Source organism: Xanthomonas sp. 4461 (genome assembly GCF_024806475.1).
In the GTDB taxonomy this organism is placed as follows: Bacteria; Pseudomonadota; Gammaproteobacteria; order Xanthomonadales; family Xanthomonadaceae; genus Xanthomonas; species Xanthomonas arboricola_F.
Genome location: NZ_JANTYV010000002.1, coordinates 683,424 through 695,993 on the forward strand (window position 1 = coordinate 683,424; position 12,570 = coordinate 695,993).

At 60.4% G+C, this 12,570-nt stretch carries 9 protein-coding genes; 3 read left to right on the forward strand and 6 right to left on the reverse strand.

Translation table 11 applies throughout. The features are described 5' to 3' along the window. The first annotated feature begins 971 nt into the window (after positions 1-971). Together FHY19_RS10700 and FHY19_RS10705 are read left to right on the forward strand one after the other, a co-directional pair. Positions 972-1,994 carry a hypothetical protein gene (locus FHY19_RS10700; RefSeq protein WP_259166019.1) on the forward strand — a complete coding sequence of 341 codons (1,023 nt, stop codon included), beginning with the start codon at positions 972-974 and terminating at the stop codon, positions 1,992-1,994. A 322-nt stretch (positions 1,995-2,316) separates the two neighbouring features. Beyond that, positions 2,317-2,901 (forward strand): hypothetical protein, encoded by a 585-nt coding sequence (locus FHY19_RS10705; RefSeq protein WP_259166020.1) that lies wholly within the window; start codon positions 2,317-2,319, stop codon positions 2,899-2,901. Positions 2,902-3,210: 309 nt separating this feature from the next. Here the strand turns inward: FHY19_RS10705 and FHY19_RS10710 are convergent, their stop codons facing one another. From FHY19_RS10710 to FHY19_RS10720, 3 genes are all read right to left on the reverse strand, one after another. Further along, a complete protein-coding gene (locus FHY19_RS10710) occupies positions 3,211-3,552 on the reverse strand; it encodes a hypothetical protein (RefSeq protein WP_259166033.1) in 342 nt (113 codons plus the stop codon). 164 nt (positions 3,553-3,716) lie between these two features. Then, positions 3,717-5,645 carry an alpha-L-fucosidase gene (locus tag FHY19_RS10715; protein ID WP_259166034.1) on the reverse strand — a complete coding sequence of 643 codons (1,929 nt, stop codon included), beginning with the start codon at positions 5,643-5,645 and terminating at the stop codon, positions 3,717-3,719. 738 nt (positions 5,646-6,383) lie between these two features. Next, complete coding sequence (locus FHY19_RS10720) at positions 6,384-6,677, reverse strand: hypothetical protein (protein WP_259166035.1); 294 nt, start codon at positions 6,675-6,677, stop codon at positions 6,384-6,386. A 311-nt stretch (positions 6,678-6,988) separates the two neighbouring features. Here FHY19_RS10720 and FHY19_RS10725 point away from each other — a divergent pair, with 311 nt between their 5' ends. Then, positions 6,989-9,253: a methyl-accepting chemotaxis protein gene (locus tag FHY19_RS10725; protein ID WP_259166036.1), complete on the forward strand. Its 2,265-nt coding sequence runs from the start codon at positions 6,989-6,991 to the stop codon at positions 9,251-9,253. Between the two features lie 109 nt (positions 9,254-9,362). Here FHY19_RS10725 and FHY19_RS10730 read toward each other — a convergent pair whose 3' ends face one another. From FHY19_RS10730 to FHY19_RS10740, 3 genes are read right to left on the reverse strand one after another with little or no spacing between them, the layout of a single operon-like run. Further along, positions 9,363-10,487 (reverse strand): pyridoxal phosphate-dependent aminotransferase, encoded by a 1,125-nt coding sequence (locus tag FHY19_RS10730; protein WP_259166037.1) that lies wholly within the window; start codon positions 10,485-10,487, stop codon positions 9,363-9,365. A 13-nt stretch (positions 10,488-10,500) separates the two neighbouring features. Further along, entirely contained in the window at positions 10,501-11,277 is a 777-nt protein-coding gene (locus tag FHY19_RS10735; protein WP_259166038.1) for an SDR family oxidoreductase, read from the reverse strand. A gap of 11 nt (positions 11,278-11,288) precedes the next feature. After that, positions 11,289-12,545 (reverse strand): aminotransferase class V-fold PLP-dependent enzyme, encoded by a 1,257-nt coding sequence (locus tag FHY19_RS10740; RefSeq protein ID WP_259166039.1) that lies wholly within the window; start codon positions 12,543-12,545, stop codon positions 11,289-11,291. Positions 12,546-12,570: the final 25 nt, after the last annotated feature.

Genomic DNA, 12,570 nt, shown 5'->3' on the forward strand with positions numbered 1-12,570 from the left:
GTGGGTACGTGGCGTTACTGCAAACCGAATGGACGTGCGACAGATTGGGTCGCATGGCGATGTATCCGGCCCGACATCCCAGAAGCGGCGCCTGACTTCGCCGCGTGAATTTTTGTGGCTTGAGTCACCTGCGATGTTCTCCGGGGACCCCACCGATCATCGCTCGATGCAGGTAGCAATTCGTCGACGCGTATGCAGCCAAACGAACCAACTCACCAGGCGATTCCGAGCGAGGGACGACGCGATCGTCGTTATGTTGCATGTGTGTGCCCCGGCCCATGGTGGCGATGGGACTCAGCCGCGCAAAATCCCGTGCAGAAGGCGATCTAGCTCGACCGAAAGAGCGACGACTCAGAATTATTTTCTTGACTGCTGCAGCTCGCTTGATGCGCTACTTGAGGGACGCCGGATGAGCGACCCGCTATTCCACGGCCATATAAGACCCAGCCAGATTCACCATGGGCGCCAGAAAACCTATACCAGGTATCGAACAATGCATCGCTAAAATCAAACCCCCTTCGCAATTTGACATCGCTTTTCGACACAAAGATCCGGTTATCTTTTGAGACAAAATAACGTCATTAAATCGCATAGACACCCTATTATCGGCAAACAATAAGTTATGCAAAGATAGTAACCTACTTTATCGCACTTCATCGAAATTTTTGTCAACAAATGACATCGATAACGTTAATTGAACATGTACGTTCTTCCCCGGCAACAATAAATAACACCTGACATCGGCAACGCATTGCCGGCGTTATCCGAATTACAAGAAACATTGAAACCGCAATATTCGCTTCATGATATTAAAATACAAGCGGAACTCAACCACATACCATCAGGCCCAAAATATGCATTTGCACGCCTCTGACTCGTCGCGTCTGAAATTAACGCACATGCAAATGTTCCGCATTTAAATTTTTAATAGTATTTAATTATCTAGCAAAGCACCTGCCTTAGGAAAATCAATGGCTGACAATATCAGATTGATCCAACCCAGCAAGCCCGCCATTAAATTGATTATCGGAGGACTCGTGGCAATCACTGGAATATACTCATTGACCTATTTTTCAGCTCAATCGAACAGCGATAAAACCGTTGACGCAAGCCACATCACCCAGACGATCCACCCCGTCGGGGTTGGCCATGCACCGCTTGCAGAGCATGCGCATACAAGTGGAATTGAATTCAACGATTCCACAAGTGCTGAAATTGACAAGCCCTTCAACGCGAGCGAGGTCCAGCAACGCTTACAGGATTTTTTCGATCGATGGGATTCAGGCCATGCCATGTCCCGGGCACAACGGGACATCTTCATGTCACGCTTGCTCAGCACGATCGATTCCAGCCCAGAGGGGCGAAAGGCGGTCGCTGACTATTATTCCAGAATACCTGCAAAAGACGCTGCCAATCGTGAAATTATTCAGAACATGATTGTTCGTAGCGAGACCGGCAGAAAAATGATGGTAGACGAGGCCAATCGCATTTGGGCAAGTAAGGACGACACCCTCTATACTGCGATGTACAAAACGTATGCAAATTTTCCTGGCACAGCGCCCAAAGAGGCACTGTCGCAGGCAATGTCGACCCTCAATAGCCATGCGAGCGACGTACCTACATCGGTCGCTGCCTTGAACTTTATTGGGACAATCGAAGAAGACACATCCAAGGATGCAATGTCGCTCAGAAGCAATGCCCTTTCCCAGCTGAATTCGGTTGCGACCGGAAACGGCGACGAAGTGGTGAAAGCACTGGCTGCGCAGAAGGTTTACCGACTCTCCTCCCCCGATGCCGCAGCAGATGCCGCGGTCAATTACCTGAGAGGTGGTGCAACCGAACCGCTGGTGAGACAGACGCTCAATTCGATCGCAAGCGGAGAGGTTGAACTCACGCCCCCGCTAAGATCGACTCTGCTGATCGCGGTAGCACGTCCCTCTGCGGCGCCTCAAGAACGGGAAGTTCTGGAATCTCTGCTGCAGGGTCACAGCTGAAAACATTCGTCCAGCTCCAGTCAGCGCGCACCCGCATTTCCTAGCCAGCTGTGCTGCGAGCCATGTGCTAAATAATTTTAAATACCCAAAAATCATCCTTTTATTTTTTCAAATCACATTGATCTGGACCAACCTGATCAATTGATAGCACAGCCATGCACGTAACGCTCGAAAATAATTCACACACGAACAATAAAAATACCCCACTACTGATTGCACACCTGCAATTTATTGACACCTAGCAACACTTAACCCGCACCGGGTCTAGTCACATCATAAATAAACTTCACCCCTAAAATTAAACAACCGCACGGAGATAATCGTGATTAATAATCTAAGAAAGCATTTCTACCTCGTCCTCTTGGTGTTGACTATGGTGGGAACCGCCCAGGCATCACCGGACAAACATATGTTCACTACCTTCGGAGGATGGTTAGGAAAAAATCAAAAGTCTTTCTACGAAGACCCGGGTGATCTTGCGGTATGTTACGGGGACGAAGCACATTGCCCAACCTCCACGAAGTCCACAACGCGCGGCACTTGCAAAGAACAGTCCTTCGACATCGGCGGAAGCTGGGATGTGCCGATCAGGATTCCTGGATTGTCCCTTGCGGGGAACTACAATCGTAGCTGGACAGAATGCAATGAAAGAGCCGACGAGAACTCCTGCCCCCCGAAAGCGCACTCCAAATACGCTCCAGCCATCCTAGTCGGCGAACGTTGGGGCCGCACTCATGTCACGGGAGCCAATTCCGGATGGTTCCAGAATGGCAGTTGCGAGGCTGGTTATAAGAAGACATGGATGGGTGGCCCCAACTGGCGTTGCGAATACAACGGTGCACCGTACGACAAGGACGGCTATCTTCCTGAATTTCGTTACGTCGGTTGCGAATATCTTCCGATCTGAGGGGGCATATTAGGCAGCAACCAGCCCGTTCACAAAAGTCACGGCCGCATTTGTGCCTGCTCTATTGAGCAGGCACAAATGCCAGGAGAGGCCTTGACCAATAACAAGCAAGCAGTGCTTGTGACAAAAGTCCAGGCCGGAGCAGTTAACGTTTGACGCTGCTAGCGAGTGCAGCAACACCCGCACGGCGACTGCTTGATTGAGATTGTGCCCGGAGCCACGGTAACGGTTACACAAGCTGCAACTGCCCGCTCCAAGTACAGCTAGGCTGTGGTACTCCGGCAATAGTGCGACGCCTGGAGTGCCGACCTAAGGCGTATCAAAGTTGCGCGGAAAATAGCGGTTGAATTTTTCTTCCCACGCCTGGAATTGCTCCAGCGTGTAGGCATCCATCGGGCGCGGGTCGTCCGCCAGCGCTTTATTCTGCGCAACGTAGGCGATGCGCTGGGACGACAGCTCATCCCACGCCTTTCTGAGCGTGACCGGATCCGGATGCGAGACCAGCATCGCTTCCAGCAACGTGGCCTGTGCCACGCGCGCGGCCAGCAGATCGCTGAGCGCTTCGGTCACGGCCTGCATCCAATCGTGCTGTTTCTGTTCCATACCCAACCACGTCGCTTGCGTCATGCGCCGCGCACCATAGCGCGTCATCCGGAACGGCGGTGTGCAAGCACGGTTCAAGAGTCAGGTCACCATGTGATGCGAATACGCGATTTCTCTCCATCGCGTGGCCTGATGCATCTCAAGCCCGCGAAACCGCCTCGCCCCAACGATGCGCTTCCTCGCGGCTTATGGCCGCGAGGGGTCGCAAGCGCTTATCGCATGCGCGAGAACGCGCCGATCCCCGCGATCGCCAGCCGTTCGGCAGGCACCGCTGTTTCAGCGAACGACAGCCGCAGATAGCGGATCTGGCGGACCTCGGGGAAATTCAGGCGCTGGGTCGAAAGCGCGTAGGCGATATTGGACAGCTCACCGGCGCCAGCCGGCTGCCAGCGTTGGCCATCTTCGCTGGTTTCGGCGCGATAGCCCTTCGGCGGCGCCGCACCGTTCATTACCGTGCGCGAGGGCGTGAGGCTGAAACCGGCCACCTGACGCAGCGCGCCCAGATCGATGGTCGCCTGCGCGGGATGGCCCGGCGTGGGCGCGGGCGTGATCCAGATCGTGCTGGCATCGTCGTCGAGCAATTTTTCCGCCCCGGGCGCGCTCGCCTCGACGATGTGCCAGCCAGCGGTGGACAGCACGTCCGGCGCATTCGCCATCGGCCGCGCAACCGGCACTGGCGCCACGGCCCGGAATAACGCGAATTCGCTGATTGCCGGGCACACCGGCGCCTCAAGCACGACCAAACGCACCCGGCGCGCGGCGATCGGGCGCTCCAGCCGCACGATGCGCTGCGCACCAATGCACTGCGCTTCGGCCAGCCGACGCCATTGCCCATCGACCTCGGCTTCGACCGCGAAGCGAGTGACGCGCACGCCCAGCGGCAAATACTCGCGCAGCCGGATCAGGTCGAAGCTGTGCACCGCCGACAGGTCCAGCGTCAGCGTGGGCGTGGTGAGGTCATCCGGCGTGGACCAGTAGCTGTCCGGCTGCCGATCAAGCACGCGCGCCGGCTCGAATCCAGGACCGCGCGACGCACTGGCGCTGGCCTTGGCGCCCTTGGCCAGATCGATGGCGAAGCTGGCGCGGATTGCGTCGCCGAAACTCTGCAGCACTGCCACGTCGTGGTCGGCGATGCGGCCGCGTCGGTCGGGCGGGAGATTGAGGTTCATGTTGGTGCCGCGCGCGACGGAGGTGTCGAAATAGCGCACCAGGTTCTCCGGGCTGCGCACCTTGCCATCTTCATCGGCATGGTAGAACCAGCCCGGGCGGATCGAGGTGTTGGTTTCGGCCGGCCACCACAGCGCCCCTCCGCGCACCCCGGAGTTGCCGTTTTCCTGTGTGTAGGGCGCATTGGGCATGGTCGGCCAGGATGGATCACCAGCGATACCGTCCTCGTTGCCACCCCAGCGAATATCGGCGCCGAGCGGATCGAAGGTGCAGGCCATCGGCTGGTGCAGATGCACCAACTCGATCATTTTTGGCCAGTTGTAGTAAGCAGGCGCATCGATCTTGCGCGCTTCGCGCGCTCCACCGTAATAGCCGTCGCCACCATTGGCGCCGTCGAACCAGAACTCGAACAGCTCGCCATAGCCCGTGCAGAGTTCGACGATCTGCTTGCGAAAATAGTCGAGGTAGCCGGGGCGCCCATACTCGGCGTGATTACGATCCCAGGGAGAGAGATAGATGCCGAATGCCAGGCCGGCGCGTCGACACGCCGCGGCCATCTCACCGACGATGTCGCCTTTGCCGTTCTTGTACGGCGAGTTCCGGATGCAATGCTCGGTCAAGCGGGTCGGCCAGAGGCAGAAGCCGTCGTGGTGCTTGGCCGTGAAAATGAGCCCTTTCAGATTGCCGGCCTTGGCAGCAGCGACAATCTGATCGGCCGAAAAATCGCTGGGGTCGAATTTGCCAGGATCCTCGTCGCCGTAGCCCCATTCCTTGTCGGTGAAGGTATTCATCGCAAAATGCACGAAAGCGTATTGCTCCCACCGATGCCACCGCAGCTGGCGCTTGCTAGGAACCGCACCCCACGGTGCCGGCCCGTTTGCGCGCGGCGTCTGTGAGATCCGCGCCGCCGGGGAACTGAAGCTGGCAGCAGCGGCTACCACGCCCGTGGCAAGAAAGGTACGACGATCGATCATTGGCGCCTCCGACTTTGCACAAGTTTCGATCTTAGCTTTTTCAAAGGCGAATGAGTCCTCGCAACGACGCAACCGGCAGTGATGCAAGGCAACGCGCGCAAACAGGCCCCTGCGCGGCTGGCATTGAACAGCGGGCGAAGCGAGCTGCAACGATGCGTGGTTCAACCGCCGCTTGTCTCATCCCACGCTGCGCTGTGGTGCCAGCAGGGCGGCTCGTCTTTCCGCACGCGAAGCGAGTTCCGCGGACAGGACAAACAATGACTGGATGACACCCCGCCAAGACCGCAAGACAGTCTAGACTAGCCAGCACCCGCCAAGTTTTGTCATCAAGATTGACCGCAGACCTTATCGTTTGGCTTGCACTGCATTGCAGGGTCCACAGGACCTTGTGTGGCAGCAATTGCTCGGGCTGATTGCGCGCACTCCTCGATGCCAGGACGCCCTGTTCGTCAGCCGTACGCAGTGACGAGGCTGGTGTGGATTGCTCTACTGCAGCGTTGACAGGTCTTGCGCGATCCAGCGATGGACGAAACGCTGAATGAGCCCCGCATCCCGCGGCGTTTTGCCAAACTCAAACCCACTAGGCGCGTCCTCCAGGCACTGCCTTTGAACTTCAGAAATTCTGCAGGTTATGCAGAGCACTAGCATCGGGCCAAACCAACATGCGCCGAGAAAATACAACGCGCTCCGTCACTTGCCTTGTGTTTTCTACGGCGACGAAAACGCGCGCCCGCGCACCTACGGCCCACCCACATCGCGCGGAAAATAGCGGCGAAACTTCTCTTCCCAGGCCTGGAATTGTTCCAGCGTGTACTCGTCCATGGGGCGTTCCACCGCCGCGACGGCCTTGTTCTGTGCAACGATCGCGATCCGCTGAGACGACAGCTCGTCCCAGGCCTTCCTCAAGGCCACCGGATCGGGATGCGAAACCAGCATGGCTTCCAGCAGCGTGGCCTGCGCCACACGCGCGGCCAGCAGATCGCTGAGCGCGTCGGTGACGGCCTGCATCCATTCCTGATTGCGGTTATCCATGCGCGGCGTGTCGTAGGTAATCGTTGGCACACCACTCTAACGTGGCGGCCGCAACGATACCGTGCAGCAGCCGGCTGCCTGGATGACAGCGCGCAGTCCAGCCGCTTTGGTAGTCTGCGCGCCTTCACGCAGCACTCGCCAGTCGGGCAATTCCTGACCGCTGCCGAAGGCAATCTGCAGCTAAATCCGAGCGGTACAGTGGGGTCAAGTTTCCCAATGGCGCGTCGTTATCCACACGCCGGCCCGACACTCATGCGTTCTTCACGCAGTTGCCCAGACGGCACCCTTCGACTCGCACCTGGGATTGCCGCATGACCGCCTTACTCCAACGCTATTCCGTCGGCCGCCGCCTCGGCGCCGCCTTCGGCCTGTTGATCCTGCTGTCGGGCCTGCTTGTCGCCATCGGGCTGAGCTCGATGGCCAGCGCCAGAAAACAACTGGATTTCATCGTGCTGGACCGCATGGCCAAGATCCAGATGGGCAACGGGATGCTGGATGCCAACTCGTCGATCATGATCGCGCTGGGCACCTACGCCATGGCCACCAGTGATCAACTCAACGATGACGCGGTCGCGACGATCAAGACCCAACGGCAACGCTACAACGACTTGCGCGCCAAGCTCGACACCCTGCCCAGCTCCGAAGAAGGTCGCAAGATCCGGGCCGAGATGGATGCCAAGCGTGCCATCTCGGGCACGCTCAACGACCAGGTGATGGCGTTGGCCGCCAGGAACGACAACACCGCAGCGCAAACGCTGCTGAACGAAAAAGCCAGGCCTGCCACTTTGGCCTGGCAGGAAAAGATCCGCGAACTGGTCTCCCGGCAGGAACAACAGAGCCAGCAGGCGTACACCGAAGCCGTGCAATCGATGAATCGCGCCAAGCTGCTGCTGTTGATCGGCGGCGTCGCCGTGGTCACGATCAGCGGCCTGCTGGCCTGGCTGATCACCCGCAGCCTCACCCATCCGTTGGCCCGTGCCACCAAGGCAGCCGAAGCGATCGCCAAGGGCCAGCTGGACAACCAGGTGCAAACTGACGCGCAGGACGAAACCGGCCGCCTGCTACGCGCCATGAGCGGCATGCAGACCCAGTTGCAGTCCCTGTTGCGCGCGCAAGCCGAGATGGCCAAGCTCCACGATGAAGGCCAGATCAGCTTCCGCATCGATGCCAATGCATTTCCCGGCGATTACGGCCGCATGGCGCACGACACAAACACTCTGGTCGCCTCGCATCTTGCGGTGCAGACCACGCTCGCGCGCATCATGGGCCGCTATGCCATCGGCGACCTCAGCGAGAGCATGGACGCGCTGCCCGGCGAAAAAGCCGTCCTCACCCAGACCATGAACGAGGTCAAGGCCAACCTGTCGGCGATGAATGCCGAAATCAAGCAGCTGGCAGTGTCGGCGGCCAATGGCGACTTCAGCGCGCGCGGCGATGCGGCCCGCTTCCAGTACGACTTCCACATCATGGTCGACAGCCTCAACCAGCTGATGGCCACCGCCGACGGCAATCTGCAGTCGCTGTCGTCGTTGCTGCAATCCATCGCCGCCGGCGATCTCACCGCCCGCATGAGCGGCGAGTTCAAGGGCGTGTTCGCACAGATGCGCGACGACGCCAATGCCACCGCCGCGCAACTGGCCGAGATCGTCGGGCGCATCCAGCACTCGGCGGTATCGATCAATTCGGCTGCCAGCGAGATTGCCGCCGGCAATCAGGACCTGTCGCAACGCACCGAGCAGCAAGCGGCCAATCTTGAAGAAACCGCCGCATCGATGGAAGAACTCACTTCAACCGTGCGTCAGAACGCCGAACACGCACGCCAGGCCAATCAGCTGGCGATCGGTGCCGCAAGCGTCGCCTCGCAGGGCGGCGACATCGTCAGCAAGGTCGTGGGCACCATGACCGGCATCGAAGCATCGTCCAAGAAGATCGCCGACATCATCAGCGTCATCGACGGCATCTCCTTCCAGACCAACATCCTGGCGCTGAACGCAGCGGTCGAAGCGGCACGCGCTGGCGAGCAGGGCCGCGGTTTTGCGGTGGTCGCCAGCGAAGTGCGCACCCTCGCCCAGCGCTCCACGGCTGCGGCCAAGGAGATCAAGAGCCTGATCGACGATTCGGTCGAGCGCGTGGCCGAAGGCTCGACACTGGTGCACAGCGCCGGCACCACCATGGCCGAGATCGTCGCCAGCGTGCAGCGCGTCACCGACATCATGGGCGAGATTTCCGCCGCCTCGCAGGAGCAGTCGGCCGGTATCGAGCAGGTCAACCTCACCGTCACCCAGATGGACGAAACCACGCAGCAGAATGCCGCATTGGTCGAAGAAGCCACCGCCGCCGCACGGTCGATGGAAGAACAGGCGGTACAGCTCAGGCAGGCGGTGTCGATCTTCAAGATCGAAGCCGAACGCCCCTCAGTTGCGCGCGCAGCCGCACCGACCGCGCTGCATCCCAGCAAGCCGGCCGGCGTTGCCGCACCGAAGCCACAGGCTGCCGCGGCATCGGTCAAGCGCCCGGTCAGGCAGGCGGTTGTCGCCAGCGCGTCGAGCAATGCCGCAGATTGGCAAGAGTTCTAAGCCGTCGCTGTCAGCAACAGATGGCGCAACACAGAAGGCCGGCTGCGTGAGCAGCCGGCCTTCTGTGTTGCGCTCAAGCACGTCTCAATCGATAACGCCCAAACAGCGGTCAGCTCCACTCGGCCAGCAACTGCGCCATCCGCGCAAGACCCAGCTCCAGCTCCTCGGGCGACACCCCACCCGCCCCCAGGCGCAGGTGCTGCGGGTATGCGTACGCACCACCGGACATCACGAACGTCTTGTACGGCGGCGCCAGCAGCCGGCTGCTGAAGGCATCGGCGTCGATCGGCAGGTTCAGATGCGCCATACCGAGCAGGCCTGCCTGCGGCCGCCGCCAGGTCAGTGCCGGCTGTTCGGCGACAAAGCGATCCAGCAGATCGATCCGGGCGTGCCCCATCGCACGCGAGTGCGCGACCGCAGTATCGAAATGCTCCGGTCGCAGCGCGACCTCGGCAATGCGCTCTCCCAGCACATTCATGATTTCGCTGGTGTTTTCGCGCAGCACCATCGCCGCATTGAGCAGGGCTTGATCGCGCGTCACCATCCAGCCGGTACGCAACCCCTGCAGGCCGAGCAACTTCGATACGCTGCCGGTGCTCACACCGCGGTCGTAAAGAGTCGCAATGCGTGGCGTCTCTTGCCTATCCCACTCCAGGCCGCGATAGACCTCGTCGGACAGGATGTAGGCCCCCACGCGCTCTGCCGCCGCCACGATGCGCTGCAGCGTTGCCAGATTCTCCACGCGCCCGGTCGGGTTGTTGGGATTGCACAGAAAAATGAGCTTGGTCCTGGGCGTGACCAACGCTTCGAGCTGGTCGATATCCAGCGCCCAGCCGGAGGCCTCCAAACGCGTCACCAACCTGGGCACCGCACCGATCTGTCTTGCCAGCACCAGCGGTTGCTGCCACCCCGGCGCATCGATGACGAATTCGTCGCCGGCAGCGAGCAATTGCGTCAGCACCAGATAGTTCGCCTCCTGCGCGCCGGCGGTGATCAACACATCCTGCAACCCGCATGTGCTGGCATACCCATACTGCGCCAGCACGCGCTCGCGCAGCAGTGGCAAACCTTGATAGTCCTCGCCGGTCCAGTCCAGCGACTGCGCAGGATCCAGGTGCGCCAGATAGCGCTGCAACGGCGGCGATGGCGACAGCGAATAGGTGACGCAGGCATCGGGCTTGGCACGATGCGCGGTGAGCCATTGCTCCCAGAAACTGTTCGATGGCACAGGCATGCGTGTGGCTCCCTTATCCCATGACGGCCGGGCACACGCCCAGCCCAAGCGAAGCGTCGATCACCGCGCCACGCAGAATGCGCGCCTCGTCGCGGCACAGGTAAAAGCACAGATCGGCGATCTCCCGCGGCGCGATCAAACGCCCGCCAGGCAGCGATGCCTCGAGTAGCCGGCGTTGCTCGGCCGTCAATGCATCCAGGGTACTGGCCTGAAACATCGGCGTATCGGTGGCACCGGGACAGACGGTGAAAACATCGATACCCGTGCAGGCGTAGGTGGCCGCAAGCTGCCGACCCAGAAACGCCACCGCCGCCTTGCTCATGCCATCGGCGGCGCGAAAGCGCGGAAAGTGCGTGATGCCGCCATCCACCGAACTCATCAATAAAATCTTGCCGTGTCCACGCGCCAGCATGCCCGGGATCACATCCTCGCTCAGCCACAACGGCCCCAGCGTGTTGACCCGGAAAAACACCTCGTCCTGCTCCTTGTACGTGGCCGCAGCGCGCTCAACGGTCTTGGTGCCGACGCCGGCGTTATGGATCACGATGTCCAGCGGTAATGACAGCGCGTCCATCAGCTGCGCATGGCTTTGTCGGTCTCCCACATCCAGTTCCAACGCGTGCACGCCCTCCTCGCCAACTTCTTCGAGCAGCGCCTGCGCACGTTGCCGGCTCTCCTTCCCGGGGCGGTAGGTAAAGCTCACCCGGTACGCGGCCTGCGCAAAGAGGCGCACCAGCTCGACGCCGATCCCTCCTACACCGCCGGTAATCAACACATGTTTACGATCCATCCCGATTGCATTCATCGCGCAACTCCCGCAGTGACGGCCTGCATCAACGCATCGCGTTCGTCCAGGGCAGCGAGCGCGCCTTGCAACGCATCGCCCAGTCGAACCACATCCTCCATCGCCGCATACACCTGCATGGAGACACGCAGCACGTAGCTGGTGTTGTCTGGCCATGCGTTGACTGCCACGTCGATGGAAGACGTGTCGTACAGCCAGTCCTGCAGCGCAGCTGCATCGGGATACGCCGCGCAGATGCGAGGCGGCAGCGCGAATGCGACCATGCTGCCAAGGTGGTCGTCGGTGGCCAGGCGCTTGAGCGGCAGTCGCGCCGTCAGGTAGTGCCCACACCGCATCGCCAGCGCACGGTTGTGTGCGAGCAGCGCAGGCATGCCGCCGGGCAGCACGTTCTGCAGGAAGACGATCGCTTCGGGAATGCACAGCAGCGGCGTGGGGTCGGAGGTACCCAGCCAATCGAATTCCAGATGCAGGCGCGGGCGAGCGCTGCTGCGGTCGCCATAGCCGCGACTGATCACCGGCGGATGCACTCCCGCCTGACGATCGCGACGCACATGCAGGAACCCCGCACCACGCGGGCTGCAGAGCCATTTATGGCAATCGCCTGCGTAATACGCCGCCCCGATCGCTTGCACGTCCAACGGCAACATGCCCGGTGCATGGGCGCCGTCGACCAGCGTCTCGATGCCACGTTCGGCCAGCGCGGCGACCAGGGCGGCGATGGGAAATACGATCCCGGTGGGGCTGGTGACGTGATCCAGCACGGCAAGCCGCGTGCGTGCGGTGACCCGCTCCAGCACGGCCTGCACGACATGCTGCGGGTCCGGAACCGGCACGCCGACCTGCGCAACCACCACATGTGCCCCGGTGGTGCCGGAGACGAAATCGAGCACGTTGCGCGCAGACAGATACGCATGGTCCGTGGTCAGAATCTCGTCGCCGGGCACAAAAAGACACGAGCGCAGCACCGCACTCAGTGCGGTGGTGACATTGGGCAGCAACACAAAATCGGTTGGATCGGCACCGATGAGCCCAGCCAGCGCCTCGCGCGAGTCATCCAGCAAACGCGGTAGATCGCGCAGGATGAAGGCAGACGGCAGCCGCTCGATCTGTGCACGAAACGCCGCCTGACGTTCCAATACATCATTGGGGCAGGCACCCAGCATGCCGTGATTGAGGCAGGCAACTGTCGGATCGAGCGCAAAACGGTGTTTCAGCCGCATCGCTGGTGCGTCGGGTTGCCACGGTGATTGCATCAGGTACATCCTCTTGGCAACGGCA

Coding starts and splice junctions, on each gene's coding strand:
- FHY19_RS10700 (WP_259166019.1), top strand. CDS start 972: ATGGCTGACAATATCAGATTGATCCAACCCAGCAAGCCCGCCATTAAA.
- FHY19_RS10710 (WP_259166033.1), bottom strand. CDS start 3,552: ATGACGCGCTATGGTGCGCGGCGCATGACGCAAGCGACGTGGTTGGGT.
- FHY19_RS10715 (WP_259166034.1), bottom strand. CDS start 5,645: ATGATCGATCGTCGTACCTTTCTTGCCACGGGCGTGGTAGCCGCTGCT.
- FHY19_RS10720 (WP_259166035.1), bottom strand. CDS start 6,677: ATGGATAACCGCAATCAGGAATGGATGCAGGCCGTCACCGACGCGCTC.
- FHY19_RS10725 (WP_259166036.1), top strand. CDS start 6,989: ATGACCGCCTTACTCCAACGCTATTCCGTCGGCCGCCGCCTCGGCGCC.
- FHY19_RS10730 (WP_259166037.1), bottom strand. CDS start 10,487: ATGCCTGTGCCATCGAACAGTTTCTGGGAGCAATGGCTCACCGCGCAT.
- FHY19_RS10735 (WP_259166038.1), bottom strand. CDS start 11,277: ATGGATCGTAAACATGTGTTGATTACCGGCGGTGTAGGAGGGATCGGC.
- FHY19_RS10740 (WP_259166039.1), bottom strand. CDS start 12,545: ATGCAATCACCGTGGCAACCCGACGCACCAGCGATGCGGCTGAAACAC.